This window comes from Adhaeribacter sp., from assembly GCF_057359045.1.
On record NZ_JBMQUD010000111.1, the window covers coordinates 53,494 to 74,615 of the forward strand.

14 protein-coding genes and 1 pseudogene are annotated in these 21,122 nt (G+C 44.6%); 4 read left to right on the top strand and 11 right to left on the bottom strand.

The window, feature by feature from the left end:
* Positions 1 to 187: 187 nt before the first annotated feature.
* Positions 188 to 1,141: pseudogene (locus tag ACO1R6_RS16865) on the top strand (helix-turn-helix domain-containing protein); the annotation flags it as partial.
* Positions 1,142 to 1,499: 358 nt separating this feature from the next.
* Here ACO1R6_RS16865 and ACO1R6_RS16870 read toward each other — a convergent pair.
* Both ACO1R6_RS16870 and ACO1R6_RS16875 read right to left on the bottom strand, forming a co-directional pair.
* Positions 1,500 to 2,894 carry a sulfatase family protein gene (locus ACO1R6_RS16870; RefSeq protein WP_486266173.1) on the bottom strand — a complete coding sequence of 465 codons (1,395 nt, stop codon included), beginning with the start codon at positions 2,892 to 2,894 and terminating at the stop codon, positions 1,500 to 1,502.
* Positions 2,895 to 3,234: 340 nt separating this feature from the next.
* On the bottom strand, positions 3,235 to 3,621 hold the full coding sequence (locus tag ACO1R6_RS16875) for a response regulator (RefSeq protein ID WP_486266174.1): 387 nt from the start codon (positions 3,619 to 3,621) through the stop codon (positions 3,235 to 3,237).
* A gap of 1,168 nt (positions 3,622 to 4,789) precedes the next feature.
* On the opposite strand from ACO1R6_RS16875, the gene ACO1R6_RS16880 reads away from it, so the two are divergent.
* Positions 4,790 to 6,958: a carbohydrate binding family 9 domain-containing protein gene (locus ACO1R6_RS16880; protein ID WP_486266175.1), complete on the top strand. Its 2,169-nt coding sequence runs from the start codon at positions 4,790 to 4,792 to the stop codon at positions 6,956 to 6,958.
* A gap of 197 nt (positions 6,959 to 7,155) precedes the next feature.
* On the opposite strand, the gene ACO1R6_RS16885 is transcribed toward ACO1R6_RS16880, so the two are convergent.
* The 5 genes from ACO1R6_RS16885 to ACO1R6_RS16905 all read right to left on the bottom strand — a co-directional run bounded on the left by ACO1R6_RS16885 (position 7,156) and on the right by ACO1R6_RS16905 (position 11,203).
* On the bottom strand, positions 7,156 to 7,767 hold the full coding sequence (locus tag ACO1R6_RS16885; protein ID WP_486266176.1) for a sterol desaturase family protein: 612 nt from the start codon (positions 7,765 to 7,767) through the stop codon (positions 7,156 to 7,158).
* Between the two features lie 86 nt (positions 7,768 to 7,853).
* Positions 7,854 to 8,387, bottom strand: a complete 534-nt coding sequence (locus ACO1R6_RS16890) for a shikimate kinase (RefSeq protein ID WP_486266177.1) — start codon at positions 8,385 to 8,387, stop codon at positions 7,854 to 7,856.
* A 116-nt stretch (positions 8,388 to 8,503) separates the two neighbouring features.
* Positions 8,504 to 9,556 (bottom strand): ABC transporter permease, encoded by a 1,053-nt coding sequence (locus ACO1R6_RS16895; RefSeq protein ID WP_486266194.1) that lies wholly within the window; start codon positions 9,554 to 9,556, stop codon positions 8,504 to 8,506.
* 2 nt (positions 9,557 to 9,558) lie between these two features.
* Positions 9,559 to 10,659: a BT_3928 family protein gene (locus tag ACO1R6_RS16900; protein WP_486266178.1), complete on the bottom strand. Its 1,101-nt coding sequence runs from the start codon at positions 10,657 to 10,659 to the stop codon at positions 9,559 to 9,561.
* Positions 10,646 to 11,203 carry a DUF1599 domain-containing protein gene (locus tag ACO1R6_RS16905; protein ID WP_486266179.1) on the bottom strand — a complete coding sequence of 186 codons (558 nt, stop codon included), beginning with the start codon at positions 11,201 to 11,203 and terminating at the stop codon, positions 10,646 to 10,648. The genes ACO1R6_RS16900 and ACO1R6_RS16905 overlap by 14 nt, the downstream gene beginning before the upstream one ends.
* 43 nt (positions 11,204 to 11,246) lie before the next feature.
* Here ACO1R6_RS16905 and folP point away from each other — a divergent pair, with 43 nt between their 5' ends.
* A complete protein-coding gene (gene folP, locus ACO1R6_RS16910; protein WP_486266181.1) occupies positions 11,247 to 12,107 on the top strand; it encodes a dihydropteroate synthase in 861 nt (286 codons plus the stop codon).
* Complete coding sequence (gene cdaA / locus ACO1R6_RS16915) at positions 12,104 to 12,940, top strand: diadenylate cyclase CdaA (protein ID WP_486266182.1); 837 nt, start codon at positions 12,104 to 12,106, stop codon at positions 12,938 to 12,940. Before folP ends, cdaA begins: the two co-directional genes overlap by 4 nt.
* A gap of 364 nt (positions 12,941 to 13,304) precedes the next feature.
* Here the strand turns inward: cdaA and ACO1R6_RS16920 are convergent, their stop codons facing one another.
* The 4 genes from ACO1R6_RS16920 to ACO1R6_RS16935 form a co-directional block, all read right to left on the bottom strand.
* Positions 13,305 to 14,237 carry a PorP/SprF family type IX secretion system membrane protein gene (locus ACO1R6_RS16920; protein WP_486266183.1) on the bottom strand — a complete coding sequence of 311 codons (933 nt, stop codon included), beginning with the start codon at positions 14,235 to 14,237 and terminating at the stop codon, positions 13,305 to 13,307.
* A gap of 62 nt (positions 14,238 to 14,299) precedes the next feature.
* Positions 14,300 to 16,078, bottom strand: a complete 1,779-nt coding sequence (locus tag ACO1R6_RS16925) for a T9SS type B sorting domain-containing protein (RefSeq protein WP_486266184.1) — start codon at positions 16,076 to 16,078, stop codon at positions 14,300 to 14,302.
* 121 nt (positions 16,079 to 16,199) lie between these two features.
* Positions 16,200 to 17,903, bottom strand: coding sequence for a RagB/SusD family nutrient uptake outer membrane protein (locus ACO1R6_RS16930; RefSeq protein WP_486266185.1), 1,704 nt, complete (start codon positions 17,901 to 17,903; stop codon positions 16,200 to 16,202).
* 14 nt (positions 17,904 to 17,917) lie between these two features.
* The gene (locus ACO1R6_RS16935; RefSeq protein ID WP_486266187.1) at positions 17,918 to 20,905 is read right to left on the bottom strand and encodes a SusC/RagA family TonB-linked outer membrane protein; all 2,988 of its coding nucleotides are present in this window, start codon (positions 20,903 to 20,905) and stop codon (positions 17,918 to 17,920) included.
* Positions 20,906 to 21,122 lie beyond the last annotated feature (217 nt).

Sequence of the window (21,122 nt, forward strand, 5' to 3'; positions counted from 1 at the left end):
GTAGAGACGAGTTAGGTTGTACGCTTATACCGGCTACCCAGCGGCAGACAGTCCTGAAAGAATCTATGTTTACGTCCTCTACCTGATTATAACACAAGGTCAGCTGCTTAAAGGTTCTTTGTTTTTATAACATGAAATAGTCAGGACTTAATCTGATGGTTGATTTAAATGTTTAATTAATTTAGCCATGAGTATCGACGAAAAGATTATCAAACACAAGCTTGGCCTATTAGAACTGGCCAGGCAGTTAGGCAAGTCAGTCACGCCTGTAAGATAATGGGCTATAGCCGTGATAGTTTTTACTGCTTTAGAGAGTTGTATAAAACAGGGTGAGAAGCCGCCCTGCGGGATATGAGCCGCAGAAAACCGGTACCTGCTAATCGTGTATTTATTGAAGTAGAAGAGGCTGTTGTGGATATGGCTACAGAATAGTATGCCTATGGGCAGCTGAGAGCGAGCAATTAGCTAAAGAAGCAGGGCCTGTTCATTTCACCTGATGGCGCAAGGAGTGTTTGGCTCCGACATGACCTGGAAACTTTTAAAAAGCACCTCAAAGCACTGAAAGCTAAAGTAGCTCAGCAAGAATTAGAGTTAACAGAAGCGCAGTTGGTGGCATTAGAGAAGGCCAAGCAGGAGAAAGAAGCACCCGGTGAGATTAAGACTTACCACCCGGGTTATCTGGGCGCTCAGGACACCTACTATTTAGCCACCACCAAAGGCTTGGGCAGGATTTATCAGCAGCCATTTATTGATACTTAATCCCGCGTGGCCTTTGCTAAGCTCTATGACCGCAAGAATGCTTTAGTAGCTGCTAATACCTTTAAACAAAGTTCTCCTTTCTATCAGCAGCCCGAAATCCCGCTCTTGCACATCATCGCCGACCGGGAACTGAGTACTGCAGTGCCAGAGAGCACCACGAGTTCTAGCTTTACCTGGCTATAGAGGATAGAGTTCATTCTAAAACAAAAGCCAAGAGTCCGCAGACCAACAATATCTGTGAGCGCTTACATTAAACGGTTCAGGATGAGTTTTTTTTGCAGTGGCTTTCCGCAAGAAAGTGTATAGCTCGATAGAGCAGTTGTAAAAAGATTTGGATGAGTGGATGATGGAATACAATCGGATAAGGCCAAACTCTGGTAGGTAATGCTATGGGAAAACTCCTTTACAGACCTAGCTGGATTAACTGCACTTGGCCAAAATGAAGTTATTAGAGGCTGCTACAACAAGTATGACTACTTTTAGAAGTCTGTTTCTCTTAGATGCCAACTCATGCCGAAAAGAGATGTTGTCAAGGGCGGCAAGGGACGAGCCGTTTATTTACCCTTAACAACTTCGGGTGTAGGCATATCTTTGCACATACGTGGCATGGGCTGTACGATGCGTCAGAAAAATGTCCGACATCTCTACCTGTCAGGCCAAGTTGTGATTACTACAACGGTTAATGGGCATTTATAAGGGCATATTCTCCGGAAGAAATATTAACTCTTTTGGTTTAAAGCTTATTGGGCGTTTTGTTTTAGTTCCTGGTAGCGTTTGCGCATTTTTTGCAGCGTTGGCTGGTAAGCTGCAACAGCTGCCAGATTTTGTTTTTCAAAAGGGTCTTTCTTTAAATCATATAATTCTTCGTAACCGTGTTCAATAAATTGCATGTACTTCATGTCGCGGCTCACCACGCCTTCTACTTTAGGTAAACGAGGGCTACCCAAGTAGGTGTGCTCGTAAAAAAAATCGGTTCGGGGTGTTTTCTTATATTGTCCGGCAGCTAGTTGCATTAAATCGATGCCTTGCATACTGGCTGGTACCGGAGCATTGGCGAAGTTCAAAATGGTTGGCGCCACATCAACGTTTAATGCTATATCGTTAATTATTTTACCTTTTGCCTGGCTGTTGGTGCGGGGATCGTAAACAACTAAGGGCACCCGGATCGATTCTTCGTGACCAAACCATTTGCCTTCCATGCCGTGTTCTCCTAAATAAAACCCATTATCACCAATAAAAAGAATAATGGTATTATCGGTAATACCCAATTTTTTTAACTGAACCATCATATTGCCCATTATTTCATCTACCCCGGTAATCAGGCGGTAATAATTTTTGGTAGTTTCCTGGGCCAACTCGGGTGTCGAAAATAAAGGCTGCCACCTTACCCGGGCAATATTTTTCTCGTTCCGGAAAAACGCCGGAAAACTGTTCCAGTACTTGGGATCGGCAGTTTCGGGCGTGGGAATGGTTACGTGCTGGTATAAATGCTTAAACCGTTCCTGGACAATAAAACGGGGCGGATTGCCATCTTGTTCGTGGGGTGCCTTAAAGCTAACCGATAAATAGAAAGGACCTTGTGTACCAAATTTATTTAGAAACGCCTGAATGTCCTGGCCGGTTTTATCGGTGTTATGAATAAAATTACCGGCTTCATCGGTCATTTCGTAATCGGGTTGCCCTTTGGGGGTACAGCTCCAGAAATCAAAATATTCTTTGGGTTGATTTTTGAGTCCCACGCCGTATTTATTGATAAAACCAATTTTATAGCCGGCTTTTTTCAGCAAAATCGGGTAGGTTTGTTCAACCGCTTCTTTGCTAAAATCTGTGGCAAAATCATTTATTTTATGCCTGGATAAATATTGCCCGCTCAGGATGCTAGCCCGGCTAACCATACAAATGGCGGTGGTAACGTAGGCATTTTTAAATAATAAACCTTTCCGGGCCAGTTTATCTAAATGAGGGGTCTGAATAATCTTGTTGCCCATGGCTCCCAAGGCATCCCAGCGGTGGTCGTCGGTTACAACCACTATAATATTAGGCTTGGCAGCCTCTTTTGGCCGGAAGGCGAATAATACTCCTGATACCAAAGAAATAAGTAAAATTAGCGCTAACCAAATTCTCTGTTTCTTCATATGCCAGTCTTAAATTCTGAAAAAGATTTATTTATTGCAGCAATACAAATTCTTCCGTTAAAAAGCTTAGTCCTAATAAAAAGCTCTGGCTTATACTATTAACGCAACTAATTTACCGGCTGGTAATTTAGGTTAGAAAGGTAATTTTACCAAAGGGGCATTTACAGAGCATAATCAATAATTTACCCTACCCTTGCTATTCGTATGTAATTTATTACAAAATATGGGAGGTGGCTGTTGCATCTATTCTACAATTTCAGCAAATGCATTGCGCTGCTGTTATGTTATATAGTTGCCTGCAACCTACTAGGTCTGGTAAGCGAATCTAAAGGTGTTTAATTTATATATCGCCTTCTTGCAGAATAACCTTAATGTCTTCCTGATCGATAGGTTTGTGAATAAATCCGCTTACCAATTCAATGTTACTAGCTTTATCAATATCGGCTGTATCCAGCGAAGATGTAAGTATGTAAATTCGGCACCTGGCGATTAACTGTTCTTTATGCGCTCTTAATTCTTCTAAAAATTCCCAACCGTTCATATCAGGCATGTTCAGATCCAGAAATATAATGGACGGCACCTCTTCTTTTATTTTCGAAAGCAAAACCGGCAATGCTTCTTTTGCTGAAGAAAACGAGATAATCTCATCGGTGACTCCTTCTTTAATGAGCATATTTTGTGTTAGAAAAACACTTATATAATCATCGTCAATAATAAATACTTTCAAAGTTCTTTTCTTTTAAATATAATAAAAAGTGGTTACTACTGTTAGCGGTGGCTGGGATTGTATTGCCTCTTGTACTTTCCTGAAACTATGGGTTAAAATGGCTCTGAAATTATTTTCTGCACTTAACTAGCAATTACCCGCAAAATTAGTAATCCGTTAGTAATCTGGAAAGCTTGGTTTAGTAAAAGAGAAGTTATATAATCTGGGGGCAAAAACCATAAGGTTCTGTAGAAACGTCATTATTTATAAAAACACCTCATTCATTAAGAGCAATATTAGCTGTAATTATAATGTTATGGACTGATTACCCGGCTAAGCGTGTGGTGTACCAAGATAAGTAAAAAAAAACGCATTAGTATTTACCATTATAACTCTATAATAAAGGCATCTTAAGAATACGCCTTAGAGCTAATACTTAAATTTAAACAGAATAATATTACCCTATTAAGCTAGCATAGCAGCCTGTTTTATAAAAAGCAAAATAAAGGTTAAATGTCTAATTTCTGCTTAAAATTCTATAATAATTTAAGGATGTGCCAATTTATTTGTCAGTGGCTTAAAAAGCATACCAGCAAAATTATTATAGCACCAATTAATTTACCTCTAAACAGGCATTTAAATTTAGCTTTAAATAAAATATTTAGCAGTTGCTGTTGCCAGCACAAGAGAAATTAATTAATCTGCTGCATAATTAATAAGAGCAATTATATATTAGCTATTACATAAATAAAATTGCCTCTATCTTTAAGAATAAAGGAAGATACATGGGCCACATCTGAAGGAAAAATAAGAGCACTCCTTTTGCTACGATTTAGTCCTCACCTGCAAAGCTTCATAGCAAGGAGTAAATTTAACAAGAGCCTATTATTTCTTGGAACTATGAAGCAGAAGTGCATGAAGAATGGCAGAAATATTATACCGTTTTAGAAGGTACAGGGTATTCTGAATAAGAGGAAAATAAAGAAAGACAGGCTTGCATAACATTGTTTAAATGGCAGACATAAATATTAAGCAAGTTTACCACCTTAATATAAATTTCCCCATATAGGTTTATCGCTCTCTTTTTTACCACTACAGCCAAAACTTAATTTTTACTCAGGATTCGTTTTCAGAAGTTGCCAATTAGTTAGTACCTTAGGCGAATCATTGGCTGTTTTGCAATTACTCTATGCCCAAATATTTACTTCTGTTTTGTATTTATCTGTTTTCCTTTTCCCTGCTTGCCCAAAAAAAGAATGCGGCTTATCAACTAAACATTCGGCAGGCTTCTTCCGAAATAAAGATTGATGGTATTCAGGACGAACTGGCGTGGCAGGAAGCCGATGTAGCGAAAGATTTTTTCATGATGCTGCCCATGGATACGAGTTATGCCAAAGTGCTCACGGAAGTACGCATGACCTACGACAAACAAAATATTTATATTATTGCTACCAATTACAACGGTATGCCGGGTCCGCACATGGTGGAGTCTTTGCGCCGCGATTTTGGCTTTCTGAAAAACGACAACTTTATTTTTTTCCTAGACCCTTTTGATGACCAAACCAATGGCTTTACGTTTGGAGCCAATGCTGCCGGCGCCCAGTGGGATGGCATTATGTACGAAGGTAGCAAAGTAGATTTAAGCTGGGATAACAAATGGGTGTCGGTAGTTAAAAGTTATGACGACCGCTGGGTATTTGAGGCGGCTATACCGTTTAAAAGTATCCGGTACAAAAAAGGCATTACCAACTGGGGCATTAATTTTGGCCGGAACGATTTAAAAACAACCGAAAAATCGGCGTGGGCCCCGGTACCCCGTCAGTTTCCGAGTGCGGCCCTGGCGTATACCGGCAGCCTGGTTTGGGACCAGCCGCCACCGCAGGCCGGCACCAACATTTCGGTAATACCGTATGCTTTGGGCGGCTTGTTTCGGGACCGCACCAACGATAAACCTACCGATTACCGCCACGAAGTTGGTTTTGATGCCAAAGTAGCTGTTACCTCGTCGTTAAACCTGGACTTAACCGTAAACCCAGATTTTTCGCAGGTAGAAGTAGACCAGCAGGTTACCAACCTCGACCGCTTTGAGCTATTCTTCCCCGAAAGAAGGCAATTTTTTCTGGAGAACGGCGATTTATTTACTAATTACGGCTACCAGAATATCAGGCCGTTCTTTTCGCGCCGGATTGGTTTGGGCGTACCCATCCGGTTTGGGGCCCGGCTTAGCGGTAAGCTAAACAAAAACTGGCGCTTGGGCCTGATGGATATGCAAACCGGTTCGGTAGATGCTACCGGGCTACCGGCCCAAAACTTTGCGGTTGCTTCTTTGCAACGGCGGATTTTTGCCCGCTCTACCATTGGGGCCATCTTTATTAACAAACAATCTTTAAACTACACCCCCGAAGCCGGCAAACCTACTTACTCGCAGTACAACCGCAACATGGGCTTAGAGTATAACCTGGCCTCGGCCAACAACGTCTGGACCGGTAAAGCCATGGTGCTTAAATCTTTTAGCCCGGGCAAAACTGGCAAAGATTGGGTACATGCCGCTAACCTGCAATATTCCAGCCGGTCGTGGCTAGTTAACTGGCAGCACCAGTACGTGGGCAGCAATTATACCGCCGAGGTGGGTTATGTACCGCGGGTAGGCTTTATGCAGGTAAGCCCCAAAGTAAGCTATTATCTTTTCCCGAAAGGCGGGTCTATTCTGAGCCACGGCCCGGTGGTAAGTACCACCCATTTAACCGACGAATCTGTAAAAACTACTGACAATACCAGTATTCTGTCTTACTTAATTACGTTCCGGAACCGGAGTACTTTTAACGCCTGGGCGGGCTCCGATTACGTAAGACTGCTGCAACCTTTCGACCCTACCAATTTACAAATAGATACATTAAGCCGGGGCAGCGAGCACCAGTGGCGGTCGTGGGGCACCGATTTTGTTTCGAAACCCCAGAGTATTTTAACCTACGCCTTTAGTACCCGGTTTGGGGGGTATTACAGCCACGGTACCCGCTTAAACCTGACCGGCAATATTGGTTACCGGTTTCAACCCTTTGTAAGTATTGCCGTTACGGCCAGTTACAACAACATAGATTTGCCTGAGCCCTGGGGCCGGAATAAATTCTGGTTACTGGGTCCGCGCCTGGATATAACCATGACGAATAAACTGTACCTGACCACTTTTGTACAGTACAACGAACAGGCTGATAACGTAAACCTGAATGCCCGCCTGCAATGGCGTTACAAACCCGCCTCAGACTTATTTATTGTTTATACCGATAATTACCTACCCGAAAACTTTATGGTTAAAAGCCGCGCCCTGGTGCTTAAATTTACTTATTGGTGGAATTTATAATAGTTACCAATAATACCCAATAGTAAAAATAACCTTCCAGAATGTTAGCGACTTCATTAGCAAGTAAGACAAACCTGTCAGGTCTTAAAGACCTGACAGGTTTATTCCAATGGCAGCTTCTTTATGTGATTTGGTATAAGCTATAAAAGAAAAGGGCCCTGTTAGAGGGCCCTTTTCTTTTTATTTAAATCAAATTATTATTTGTTATTCCGTTCGGGCATCGTGCCTAAAATCCAATCCCACAACGGCGACGATACTCCAAAAGCGCGTTCATCGGTTTTGTAGTGGTGAATGCTGTGGTGTACCCACAAGTATTTTAAAAAGTTTTTAGGTGGCGCGTATGCATGCACCGCATAGTGCACAAATAAATAAATGGCATAGCCAAACAAAAAGCCCGACACAATACCAAAAACAAATTGGCCGAAAATGAGCTTAAAAACAAAGAAAAACAACGACGAGATAAACAAACTCATAATAGGAGGCATGGCCAACCGCTCTTTGTCTTTGGGATAATCGTGGTGGTTGCCATGAAACGTATATTGAATGTTTTTCTTTACATCGGTATCGGTATCCATGTGAAACAAGTACCGATGCGCAATGTATTCAACAAAGGTAAAAATAAACCAACCCGCAAAAAAAAGTCCGATTGCCGAAAGTACATCCAGGAATCCGTGCAAAAAGCCATACGTAATCAGGCCGATTGCAATCAGGATAAAAATAGAAATAGGTAAGGCTATGTGGGTACGGGTAAGCCTTTCTAAATAAGGATTTTGAAAGAGCTGGGCGGTGCCTTTATGATTTGGTTTCATAGTTGTACTGGTAAATAGAGCTATATAATGATGAACAAAAGTAAATATTATCCGGCAAATTTCATTCCACAAACAGATTTAATGACTTAGCACATGGTTTCCAGCCGATAAATTAGGTGACTTAGTTCAGATACATCGCGGCTGCGGTTTATGTTCGGATATGTAATTTGTGCCGTCTCATAAAACTGCTTTCGGGCCGCTAATGTTACAGTAACAAAGTTTTTTATTTGTTCATCGGTTTTCCCTGCTACCAATGGCCGATACTCACGTCCAGCGCCGCAAAGCCTTTCTACCAATATTTCGATAGGTAAATTTAAATAAACAGTGGTGCCGTTTTCGTTCATAAATTCCATATTCCCGTGAAAGCAAGGCGCACCACCGCCGGTTGCCACAATCCCGGCTTGTGGTTCCGCGGCCAGTTCGCGCAAAGCGGCCGCTTCGGCTTCCCGGAAATAAACTTCGCCTTTTAGGGCAAATATATCCCGCACCGGCGTACCTTCTTTTACTTCTAAATATTCGTCTAAGTCGGTAAAAGGGCGGTTTAACTCCAGCGAAAGCTTACGGCCAACCGTGGTTTTGCCGGCACCCGGCATGCCTACAAGAAAAATTGGTCGGTGCATGTTTAAAGTTTAAAGTAAATAAGTTTTATTTTAATAGCTTCTGTTACCAAAATGACATTTGCCCTTCACCAAAACCCCGGACCTTTCCGGACAAGTTGGCAGGCAAGTTGTTCTTCTTACAGCTTTACCCGTGGGTCTATAACGGCGTACAGCAAGTCTACCAAAATATTAATGAGTACAAATAAAAAGGCGATAAACAAAGTTGCCCCCATTACTACCGGGAAATCCAGGTTCTCGACAGCATGAATGGTTACCGCGCCAATACCTTTCCAGTTAAAAATATATTCGATAAAAAAAGCGCCCGCCATCAAAGAAGCCAACCAACCCGAAACGGCGGTAATAACCGGATTTAATGCATTTTTCAGGCCGTGGCCCACTACCACCCGGTAAGCCGATAAGCCTTTGGCCCGCGCGGTGCGCATATAATCCTGGGCCAATACCTCAATCATGGAGCTGCGGGTGAGTTGGGTAATAACGGCCAGCGGCCGGATGCCCAGAGCCACTGCCGGTAATAACAAATTTTTTAATACCAGGTGCTTGCCGGTAAAAGCATCTATCTCGTACAGTTGGCCGGTTAAGCTCAGGCCGGTAATATGGCTCCAGTAAAAGCCAAACGTAATGGCAATTAATATAGCGGCCACAAAAGAAGGCACCGAAATCCCCAGCACCGAAGTAGAAACCAGGAAATGGTCGAGAAAACTGTGGGGTTTCAGGGCCGCCAGCATTCCAAAAATAATCCCGAAAAACGTTGCTATGAGCATGGCGGCCCCAGCCAGCCAAAGTGTGCCGGTTAGGTGGTCCAGCAAAATAGCAGTAACTTTTTTATTGCTCTGGAAAGAGCGCCGCAGGTAAGGTGTTTTCCAAACCAGCACCTTCTCTCCTATTTTGAACAAAGCAATATAGCCGTATTTCTCCTGGTTGGCGGCGGTTGCACCGTGTACCGATACCGGCGACACATCGTTCAGGTAATATAACAACTGCGCCGGTAAAGGCTTATCTAAGCCCAGTTCGGCGGTAATGGCTTCGCGCGTAGAAAGGTCGTTGCGCTGACCAGCCAGTAAAGCGACCGGGTCGCCGGGTAAAACGTTAAACAGAAAAAAAATGGCTACTACTACTCCCAGCAAAATAAGCACGCCGTGCCCGAATCGATTGAGCAGAAAGCCAATTATTTTCATAATAAATTTTGAATGGTGGGCAGCGCGGGCACATCGTTGTGGTGCCACTTACCTACTACCCGGCCATTTTGCAGCAACATAATACCGGGGTTGGCGCGCATCATGGTTTTTAACACGGTGCCATCGGCAAAGTAATAAGGGGCGGCCAAATTTACCTCGTGCCGGAACACGTCAAAATCCTGGCTGCTGCTGGCGGTAAGCACTATTGGTTCTATTTTAACTCCTTGGGCCTGTTCGGCGGCCGTTATTAACCCGTTTATTTCGCCGAAGCTGTTAGGATTGGTTTTGCGCACATCCTGCACAATTATGAGCAATTTATTTCCTTGAAATATCTGCTGGGTAAAATCACCATTGTCGCTCCAAATATTAAAATCGGTAATTTTCGGTCCGTCTTCGGGGTTTATGGCCACCATTTGCTTAAACTTAAGCGTGGTGTCGGTGGGGTACGTGGTAAACTCCTGGGTCTGTCCATTTTTTTCCATAATGTACTTGTACCGGAGCGGGGCCGATGGTTTCATAAGCGCCGGAATGCTATTGCCAACCTTGTAAGCCCGAAAATCTATAAACGGCTCGTGCAGGTAAGCGTAAATACCCAGGCCAAAAGAAATAACCGCCGTAATAGCCACCGCCCAGCCGGCCGTAGTTTCCTGGCCCGGCTTAGGCAAATACCGGTACGTAAACAGCAAAATCAGAATCATGACCAGCAGCAACAAGTCTTTCGAAAACGATTGCCACGGCGTAAGTTTTATGGCATCGCCAAAGCAGCCGCAATCAGTTACTTTGTTGTAGTAAGCCGAATAAAACGTAAGAAAAGTAAAGAAAACAATAATCACCAACAGGCTAATGATAATTTGGCGTAGTTGCCAGCGCAAAAGCAAAGCCACCCCCAATATTATTTCCAAGGCACTAAGCAAAATAGAAAAGTACAGCGCGTACGGCACCAACGACAAAAATAAAGGCGAAAAATCGGTAGCAAAAACCTCGAAATATTCTTCCAGTTTAATAGCCGTGCCTACCGGGTCGTTTATTTTAATTAAACCCGAAAAAATGAACAAGGCCCCTACAAAAAGCCAGCAAATTCTGCTAATGAGTTTCATCAGAACCAAAATTTAATTTAATCAGAACAAAAACAGCGTAATTAATCATGTCGCGGTAATTGGCTTCCACGCCCTCCGAAATCAGGGTTTGGCCCTGGTTGTCCTCAATTTGTTTTGTCCGGTACAATTTCATTAAAATAATATCAGTAATGGAGCTAATGCGCATGTCGCGCCAGGCCTCGCCGTAATCGTGGTTTTTGTTTTCCAGCAAGGCAATATTTACCTGAATTTCCTGGTCATACATTTTTTCTACCTCGGTGGCCGGCAATTCCAGGCTGGGGTGCTGGAGCAGCTTGGTTTGCATAAGCGCGATTATGCAATAATTAATAATGCCCACAAACTCCGATGTAATATCTTCGTCTACTTTCTGCACACCTTTTTCCTGAATAGACCGAATCCGTTGGGCTTTAATAAATATCTGGTCGGTTATAGAGGGCAAACGCAAGATGCGCCAGGCAGTGCCGTAGTCAATTGTTTTTTTAATAAATATTGCTTTACAAGCCGAGATAACCCGATTATATTCCAGCAGCGTTTGATTAATCAACTTTTTTGGTGTTATTTTAAAGGAAATTGAATGTAATACCTCTTTGAAAGCGAAAGATACAGTTTTTTATAAAAAGAGTACGCTTAACTGTTCCGGAAAAATAGTATCGTTGGCCAGCCCGGTGGTAATGGGCATTTTAAATGTAACTCCCGATTCTTTTTACGACGGCGGCCGTTACACGGCGCCCGGTGCCATGCTGGCCCGCGCCGAAACCATGTTAAAAGAAGGAGCCGCCATTCTGGATGTTGGGGCTTATTCGACCCGACCCGGCGCAACCGATATTTCGCCCGACGAAGAACGTAGCCGATTAATACCCACGGTAAAAGCCATCCGGCAAGCTTTCCCCGATTGTATTATTTCGGTGGATACTTTCCGGGCCGCCGTAGCCGAAGCGGCGGTAAACGAAGGGGCAAATATTATAAACGATATTTCGGGCGGCGAACTGGATGCCGCCATGTTTGAAACAGTGGCCCGGCTAAAAGTTCCGTATATTTTAATGCATATGCGCGGCACCCCCCAAACCATGAACGGCCTAACACAGTATGATAATATTATACTGGAAATGGTAACGTATTTTGAGCAGAAGGCCGCGGCTTTAAATGCCCGGGGCGTAACCGATATAATTATTGACCCGGGTTTTGGTTTTGCCAAAACCATTGACCAAAATTATGAGGTACTGCGCCGCCTGGACGATTTAAAAATATTGGGTTTACCCATACTGGCGGGATTATCCCGCAAATCGATGACTTATAAGTTATTAGAAGTACCAGCCGCCGAAGCGCTGGCCGGCACCATTGCTTTAAATACCATTGCCTTAATGCACGGCGCCAATATATTGCGGGTGCACGACGTTAAAGAAGCTGTTCAGACTGTAAAACTATTTAAAAAAAGCGTAGCCCTTTGACACTGTTGTTTACAATAGGATTTTTAGAAATAAACTGGCTGGACATTGTAGATGTTTTGCTGGTTACCATTCTATTGTATCAGCTGTACAAAGTATTAACCGGTAGTGTTGCGCTTAAAATATTTGTTGGTTTTTTATCTATTTACCTGCTGTACCTGGTAGTAAAAGCCTTGGGTATGGAGCTGCTAACCATAATCCTGGGTCAGTTTATGGGCGTAGGGGTGTTGGCAGCCATTATTTTGTTTCAGCAGGAAATCCGCAAGTTTCTGCTCATGATTGGCAAAACTACGGCCTTTAACAACGATAAATTATTTAAAGGTTTTCCGTGGCGCAAAAACGAAGACGGCAACCGCATTAACCTGACACCCTTTATTGAAGCCGCTAAATCGTTGGCGGGCAAAAATACCGGCGCTTTAATTGTATTTGCTTTAAGTTCCGATTTAAGGCTCTACGCCGAGTCGGGCGATTTTATTGATGCCGTTATTTCTAAGCGTTTGCTGCTCTCGATATTTAATAAAAACAGCCCCTTGCACGATGGGGCCGTAATTATTGCCGATAGCCGTATAAAAGCTGCCCGTTGTATTTTACCGGTTACCGATAGCAAAGATGTTCCGGCCTCGATGGGTTTGCGGCACCGGGCTGCTATTGGCCTTACCGAAGTAACTGATGCCGTGGTGCTGGTCGTGTCGGAAGAAACCGGGCAAATATCGTTGGTGCGTAACGGCCGGGTGTACCGCAACTTAGCCGCCGCCGATTTGCGTTCGCGCCTTAACCACTTCCTGTTCGACATTGAGCCTAAAGCTCACCCCGAAAAGTCTATTTCGGCAGCTTAAAAAATAGCCTGTCTGTAAACTAATATTTGCCGCTGCAATATTTTCTGGCAGAAAATCCTCAATGCTTTGGTACTAATGCTCTCGCCAGTGTTCCGCTGATAATGACTTCTGCTAGTAAGCGCTTTTTTATAGTGGCCAATGTCCGGAAAAAGAAGACCTGAGCGAGACGTGCCCGCGCCATATACCCTCTGTTTAAAGCGCTGAATTGATGTAGTATGGGCATTAAACAGAAAGGTGCTGTGCTTTTACTACGTAGCGAGAAGATCGGTTCTTTGCCGTAACATCCGTAGGCAATTAAAATAAAAAAAGCTGAAACAGGTAACAAAACCCATTTCAGCTTTTTTTATCGGAACATGAATAAAAATTACTTATTGTTCCAGAAAGAATATTGCAAACCTACTTCAAAATTACTCGTAGCGTATTGCTTTACATCATAAGCCTTGGTGGTGTGTAAGGCGGTTATGCCTAAAGATTTGTAGTTATAACCCACTCCTAAGGTAACATTTTGAGTACTGTGGTACATGGTTAACAGGTTAAGCTTTTCCTGCATAAAAGTAAAGTTGGCCCCAATATCCAGTATGCTCTTAAAATTATCTATACCCCGGTAGCAAAACTTAGGTTCAATCCCCAGCGGATTTACGCCTTCGGCCAGGTTAATAATGGTTTTATAACTGATAGCGGCAAAGTAAGTTGGCGCATTCGCAAAGTTGCTTAACTCGTACTCGTTCCGGAAATTTCTTACATTGGGTACCGAAGCCTGCACCGTAAGTTTATTGCCGGTATACGCCAAACCAATATCCCCGTCGAGGTACATACCGCGGTCGTTAAAGCGGGTTACGCTCACATCCGACAGGTCTTCGGGATTTTCCGGATCGATGCTTTGGTTCATTACGCCCGCTGATACCCCAATACTTATTTTCTGACCGTTGGCACCTACCGGTAAATGATAAGCCACCGTACCCATGGCGCGGGTTCCTTTTAAAATACTGGCTTTGTCGTTGTAAATATTTACGCCAAAACCCAATTTATCTAAAAAGCCGTATTGGGCCGTAAAAGTCTGGCCAATGGGTGCATCGGGCATAGCCGTCCATTGTTGCCGGAAACCGACATTTACCTGTAAACCGTTGTTCAGGCCGGCCATAGCCGGGTTAGCCAAATATTGGTTCTGAAAATAAGATTGCCCCAGGGGGTTTAGCTGGGCTTGTACTTGCCCCGAAAAAACCAACAAGCCTAGCAGCAAGCCCAACCAAAGCACCGGCTTGCTTCGCTTATTATTTTGTACTGTTATATATTTCATCTTAATTTTTTTAATGGATTTAAAGCCACGCTTTAACTTTTACTTTTTTAATCGGGATAAAATTATTTATCCCGCACCAGCATCAGGGCACCTTTCAGGTCGGGTACGCCGGGCCAAAATTTAACCACGTAGTAATAAACGTTTTCGGCTAACGGCGACCCTTCGTAAGTGCCGTCCCAATCGTTGGTATAATTTTGTTTGTAGTATACCATGCGGCCGGCCCGGTCAAATATTTTCACCTCGTTTGATGGGTATAAATTCAGGTTTTGAATAACCCAGCGATCGTTTACGTTATCATCGTTCGGCGATAAAATGGCCGCCGCTACGGGCTTGGGTTTACCGGTGTTGCCACCTTTGGTGCGGGTAGCCGCCACGTTAGAGTAAACCGAGTTGCCAATAAGGCTGGTTGCCGACACGCGGTAATAATAGCCGCCGCCTGGCTCCAGGTTTTTATCGGTATATTCTGCTACATTGGCTCCTACTTGGGTAAGTACTTCGTAATTAGTACCGTTGGTAGACCGCTCAATTTCAAAACCAGTTTCGTTCTGCGAGTTATCTTTCCAGGTAATATTTATTTCGGTTTCGGAAAGCGCTTTTACCGTTAAGTTTGCCGGACCAGCGGGTAACTCCAGTTTGCGGCCCCACAATTCCCATTCGGCCGCCTGAAAAGCCGAACCGCCCTTGGTGGTAATGGTTATTTTGTAGTAGTTAAAAGGCAGCGTGTTGGTAATAATAAAAGTTCTTTTCTGGAAACGAGTGGTAAACATTTCATTCGCCCGGGTATCCAAAGTAGTCCAGTTGGTACCGTTGTTTGAGCCTTCCAGCTTCCAGTCTTTGGGGTCGCGATCTTCGGCATCGTTGGCCGAAGTAAGGGTATATTTGGTCAGGATGGCTTTATCTTTAGAGATATACTGAATCCAGATATTACCGGAACTTACCAAAAATTTAGTATTAACATTGTTGTCGATAAACTTTGGTGAGTTTTCGTTCGCATTACTGGTGTTTTCTTGTTGCACCGACAAGGTTCCGCCGTTATTCGTCAGGTCTACCAGGGCTTCCGGAAAACTTAAAGTAGTAGCGTTAGCCACACTGGTGTAAGCCGATTTACCGAAATCATTTTTGGCCGTAACCCGGTAGTAATATTTGGTTGAAATATTTAACCCGGTGTGGGTAAATGAAGTACTATTCCCCGGTAAAGTTTCGACAAGGGTAAAAGTAGTACCATCGGTAGAGGATTCTACATCAAAACCGGCTTCTGAATTAGAATTGTCTTTCCAGGTTAATACTACTTCGGTGCCAGCCGGTGCAAGGGCTACCAAATCGGAAGGTGCTTGCGGAGCCGCAGCAGTTAATAAGCGCCACTCAGCTAACTGAAACAAACCATCGCCGTTGTTTTCGGTAATATTTAAACGGTAATGCGTATAGGCTACGGTGTTCTGAAAAAAGAATGTACGGGTTAAACCGCGTGTTTCAAACACTTCGTTGGTGCGGGTATCTAAAACTGTCCAGGTGGTGCCGTTGTTGGAACCTTGTATAGTCCAGTTTTTAGGATCCCGCCCCGGCGCATCGCCGCCCGACGTAAGCGTATAAATACCCGCTACCGCCGCCGTATTGGCTTGCCACTGAATCCAGATCGGTTTTTTAAGGTTAAAATCGAAAAGCAGGAACTTAGAAGAATAATTATTATCTACTACTTTAAGCCCGTTTTCGTTGGCATTGTTATTATCATGCGATACTGTAACCGTACCGCCGGCGGCTGTTATATCTTGCGCTGCGGCGTGCTGCCAGGCCAATAACATAACCGATAAGCCCGCCAGAAGAGTGCGTATTTTTCTTTTCATGTATTAAATATTTTGCGTTTTTAAATCTGATATCCTGCTACATCTCTGGTTTTACCGTGGCTATTTTAAATACCGGCCGGCTAATGGTCAGACCGGTATTTAAAACAACTCGGGCCAGTTTTTACCAACCTTCGCTTTGGATTAAGTTCTTGTTGCGCAAGGTTTCGTCGGTGGTAATCGGGATAACATACATGGCGTTGCGCCACGGCCGGTCTTCTACTTTAAAGCGTTCGTACCGGAAACCTGTGGGTGTATTGGCATCCGGAATGGGCCGCATACCCCAAATCTGCACCTGGGTTTCTTCGGCAATTTTCCAGCGGCGCACGTCCCAGAACCGGTGGTTTTCAAAAGATAACTCTACGCTGCGTTCGTTGCGGATGCGCTGGCGCATTTGCTCCTGCGATAAACCGGCAGCAATTGGCTTTTGGCCGGCTCTGACCCGAACCAGGTTCACGTACCGCAATACATCGGGGTCAGAGGGATTGTATTCATTCAGCGCCTCGGCATAACTTAAATAAAACTCGGCCAAACGCATCTGAATGCCATGAATAGAACGACCGGCTCCCTGGCCAATGGTAATACTTTCATCGGCCAGTTTACGCATGTTATAACCCGTGCGGGTATGGTCGGTTTGGGTACTGGTTTCGTCACGGCCACCGGCGTAGGTTTGTATTTTACGGCCTTTAAAATCGGCACCGTTATACAAAATATCAGAATAAAAACGCGGGTCCCGTTTCTCATACGGCCGCAGGGCATCGTAACCCGAAGCCGGATCCGAAATGGGTAAACCGTTATCGGTTTCGTACAGGTCAACTAAATTCTGGGTAGGCGATGCGCCCGACCAGCCACTGCTGCCAAACGGAAATATATATTGGTCGTAGCCCTGGTTGGTTTCGTCGCGTCTGATCCAGATTACTTCTTTGCTGATAAGGGTATTGCGTTTAAACATTTCCTGACGGGCTGCCAAGGTTGGTTCTAAGGCATATACCGCTCCACCCTGTGGCGAAGCCAGATCAATTACGGCTTTAGCGGCATCGGCAGCTTTTTTCCATTTCTCCGGATCAGAAGCGGTTTTATTGGGGCTAATATCGGCCTGGAAGCTGGTTTTACCGGCAATAGCCCACAACGGGCTAGCCGAATACAATAACATACGGGCTTTCAAGGCCAAACACGCGCCTTTGGTAACCCGACCTACCTGGTTGGCGGGGTAATCGAAGGCTACGCGGCTATAAGCGGCATCACAATCGGCAATAATTTGGGCTACGCATTCGTCGTATGTATTCCGGGGGCGGTTAAGGGCTTCCTGATCGTTTTGGCCAATGGTTTTGGTTACAACGATTACTCCACCAAATTGTCTTACCAGTTCGGCCAGGTGCCAGGCCCGCAGAAAATAAACTTCGCCAAGGCGGTTATTTAAATAGCCGGGGTTGTTGGGGTCGTCGGGCGTTTTATATTTTTCAACGCCTTCCAGAATTTGGTTAGCCTGCCGAATGGCTACATACCCTTCGCGCCAGGTATTGCCAATGGGGTTGTTGTTACCGCTCCAGGAGCCGTTGTTAAACCGCATCGAAGCCATCCAACTAGAAGCATCTTTTGATTCGTCGGCGGCTGATGACATGTTTTGCCCACCCAGGAAAGTATACACGCCCCGGGTTTTCCGGTACAAATTATTCACCACCATGTCGGTCATGTTGAAGGTGGAGAATATATCCTGGTCTTGTTGCTGGGTAGTGGTAGCCCGGTCGAGGAAATCATTCTCACAACCCGTGAGCGAACCCAGTACCAGTGCCGGTATAATTAAAAACTTTATAAATCTTTTTTTCATCTTAATCCTACTGCTTAAAATCTTAAATCAATACCGAAATTCCATATTTTCTGGATGGGGTACATGGCACCGTTACCATCCTGTATTTCGGGGTCAACCTGGTAGTCCAGTAATTTATCCCAGGTGTAAAAGTTCATGCCGTTTACATACAACCGGAAGTAAGACAAGCCGGCTATGCTCACGAGGTTTTTAGGCAACGTGTAGCCAAACTCGGCGTTTTTAATCCGCAGGTAATCGGCACTTTGGATCCAGAAAGAAGATGCCCGGTGGTTATTGCCATTAGTACTGTAGTGCAAGCGGGGGTAAGTAGCAGTGGTAGCCGTTTCGGGCGTCCAGCGGTTTAAGTGGAAAGGTTTAACTTTGCCTTCCTGAAAAAATTCGTAAACCGCCTCGTTGTCTAACCTTACGTCGGCGTGAGCCGCGCCCTGCAATAATATAGAAAGGTCGAACCCGCGGTAGTTAACGCCAATGCTGGCACCATACATGATCTCGGGCGTTCTGTTATACCCAATGGCCGTTTCATCAAACGATTCCTGGATGTAATCGTAATCATCATCGGGCGTTAATTTTTTGTATTTCATGTCGCCGGGACCATACGAAGAGAAATTCTGACGGGGGCTATTGGCAACATCGGCGGCATCCTGGAAGAAACCATCGAACAGCAAACCAAATTTAGTACCTACCGGGTGGCCAGTACGGTACATCCAAGGGTAGCGGCGCACTACTTCGTCCTGGTACACAATTTTATTCCGGGCATAAGTGATGTTGGGCTTAATAAAGTAACTAACCCGGCCAATCTGGTTGTGGTGGGTCAGTTCCAGCTCTAAACCGTGGTTATCTACAATACCAATATTCTGCGGCTTAATACCTTGCCCGAAAACATCGGTTAAAGTACTCCGGGATAATAAAATATTGGTTCTTCTTTCTTTAAACACATCGAACGTAAAGCCTAATTTACCTTTCCACAAAGTACCTTCTAAAGCCAGATTGGCTTGGCGGCCCCGCTCCCAGGTTACGTTTTCGTTACCCACCGCTCCTTGCTGCCAACCGGGTCCAAAGGCATAATTTCCATTGTCCCCAGCATTACTCCAAGAAGTAAACCACAGGAAACGCTCTGAGCCGGACCGGTCATTACCTACTTCGCCGTAAGAGCCTCTTATTTTAAGAAAGTCCAGCATGGCTACCTGGTTTTTCAGGAAATTTTCTTCCGAAATAATCCAGCCGGCCGAAATAGAAGGGAATAAGCCGTAACGGCTACCTTTGGGGAAGTTTTCGGAGCCTTGGTAAGAAGCACTGATTTCGCCGATGTATTTGGTGTTATAGGTATAAGTACCCCGGAACAATACCGATTGGTAAGCAAACGGAATGCGGGAGTTTTCTTTTACCAAACGGCGGTTACCTAATACCATGGCCGTAACTTCGCTTTTCCCGTAAGTTTCGTTCCAGTTTAAAACCGCTTCCATGTAGGTGTTCCGGCGGGCATCGCCACCGCCAAAGCTACCATCGGGGTTAATCTGGGTATTGCTGCCAAACTGCCGGTAATTAGCCACATCGCCTAAAGCATTGTATTCTGGCTGAAACACCGCATAATTTCTACCATACTGGGCATTAGGTGTATTGGTGTTATCGTAAGAAAATGAGCCAGTCGCCTTCAGGTTTTTGGTAATAAAATCGAGCTTGCGGGTCATGGCAAAAGTACCTTGCACGGTATTGTTAAACCAATCGCGGTAGCCTTTGCGGGCTACTTCGCCGTAAATATTCTGGGTAAAAGTACCGTTACCATACAAAGAGCCGTCTTCGTTAAATATGGGGTAGATAGGTGCCATCCGATTAGCCAGGTTCATGATGCTGCCGGCTGAGTTGTTGCCATCGCGCCGCGCGGTAAGAATACCCGCTAAATCTAACCGCACACTCAGGTTTTTCGATACGTCCACGTCTACGTTGGCCCGCAGGTTAAACCGGTTCATCATGTTGTTAGTATTATACCCCTCCGGGTTGTCTTTGGTAAACTTGTAGTTACCTTCGGAACGGTTGTAACCCGCCGAAATAAAATAGCGCGCCGATTCGGTACCGCCACTAATATTCAGGTTAGACGAGGCCACCAATGAAGGTTTCATCAGGAATTTGTAATAATCGGTGTTGGGCAAACTACCATTGCGATAACCCTCCAGTTGTTCTTCATTAAAAACTGGTTGGGCACCATCGTTTATCAGGGCTTCGTTGCGTAAGCGGGCATAATCATAAGATCCCAGGTAATCTGGCGTACGGGTTGGCTCCTGAAAACCCATCGACGAACGGAAACTTACCTGCGGCTTGCCTATTTTACCCCGCTTGGTAGTTACCAGCACGGCTCCATTGGCTCCCCGCATACCCAATACCGCTGTAGCCGCCGCATCTTTCAAAATAGAAATGCTTTCTACATCGTTGGGGTCCAGGTAATCCATGCTCCGTTCCACCCCGTCTACCATGATAATGGGTGAAGTGTTATTTAAGCTGTGTACGCCTCTAATGTAAAAAGTAGCCGCATCCACCCCGGGTTCGCCACTCCGCTGGGTGGTAATTAAGCCAGGCAAGCGGCCACCCAAAGCGTTGGTTAAGTTAGAGACCGGGCTTTGCACCAGTTCTTTGGTTTGGATGGTTGCCACCGAGCCCGTAACGGTTGCTTTTTTCTGCTGCCCGTACGCCAACACCACTACTTCGCCTAAGGCCTGCGCATCCGGCACCATATTTATATTAATTGTGGTGCGGTTATCGATTGGAATCTCTCTGGTGGTATAGCCAATAAAAGAAACCACCAATACACCCGTGGGATTAGGCACTTGCAAGGTAAAATTCCCTTCGGTATTAGAAGTTGCACCTACAGAGGTACCTTTTAACAAAATGGTTACCCCGGGCAACGGTCCATTATTCTCGTCGGTTATTTTACCTTTGATAGAAACCCCTTGCCCAAAGGTATCCAGGGTGAGAAGGATTGTAAAATAAAGAATGAGTAAGTGTCTCATTTTCTGCAGTAATTTTTGTTTCATAGACAAATAATTGAAAAAGTAAAAAACTGAACCGGCACTAAATGCATTTAAAAGTTGGGTGAATAAAAATTTAAGCTAAAACCTTTTAGTATATAAAAATAAAAAAAAGCCTCTCTGTGCAACTTCAAGGCTCTACTGTTAGCAGTTAATCCGGCAGATTTATTTAAAACCCTGATTAACACGCTAAAACATT

What these genes read in the sequence shown, in the direction of transcription:
- ACO1R6_RS16870 (WP_486266173.1), bottom strand. Translation starts at nt 2,894, where the DNA reads ATGAAGAAACAGAGAATTTGGTTAGCGCTAATTTTACTTATTTCTTTG.
- ACO1R6_RS16880 (WP_486266175.1), top strand. Translation starts at nt 4,790, where the DNA reads ATGCCCAAATATTTACTTCTGTTTTGTATTTATCTGTTTTCCTTTTCC.
- ACO1R6_RS16885 (WP_486266176.1), bottom strand. Translation starts at nt 7,767, where the DNA reads ATGAAACCAAATCATAAAGGCACCGCCCAGCTCTTTCAAAATCCTTAT.
- ACO1R6_RS16890 (WP_486266177.1), bottom strand. Translation starts at nt 8,387, where the DNA reads ATGCACCGACCAATTTTTCTTGTAGGCATGCCGGGTGCCGGCAAAACC.
- ACO1R6_RS16900 (WP_486266178.1), bottom strand. Translation starts at nt 10,659, where the DNA reads ATGAAACTCATTAGCAGAATTTGCTGGCTTTTTGTAGGGGCCTTGTTC.
- ACO1R6_RS16920 (WP_486266183.1), bottom strand. Translation starts at nt 14,237, where the DNA reads ATGAAATATATAACAGTACAAAATAATAAGCGAAGCAAGCCGGTGCTT.
- ACO1R6_RS16925 (WP_486266184.1), bottom strand. Translation starts at nt 16,078, where the DNA reads ATGAAAAGAAAAATACGCACTCTTCTGGCGGGCTTATCGGTTATGTTA.
- ACO1R6_RS16930 (WP_486266185.1), bottom strand. Translation starts at nt 17,903, where the DNA reads ATGAAAAAAAGATTTATAAAGTTTTTAATTATACCGGCACTGGTACTG.
- ACO1R6_RS16935 (WP_486266187.1), bottom strand. Translation starts at nt 20,905, where the DNA reads ATGAGACACTTACTCATTCTTTATTTTACAATCCTTCTCACCCTGGAT.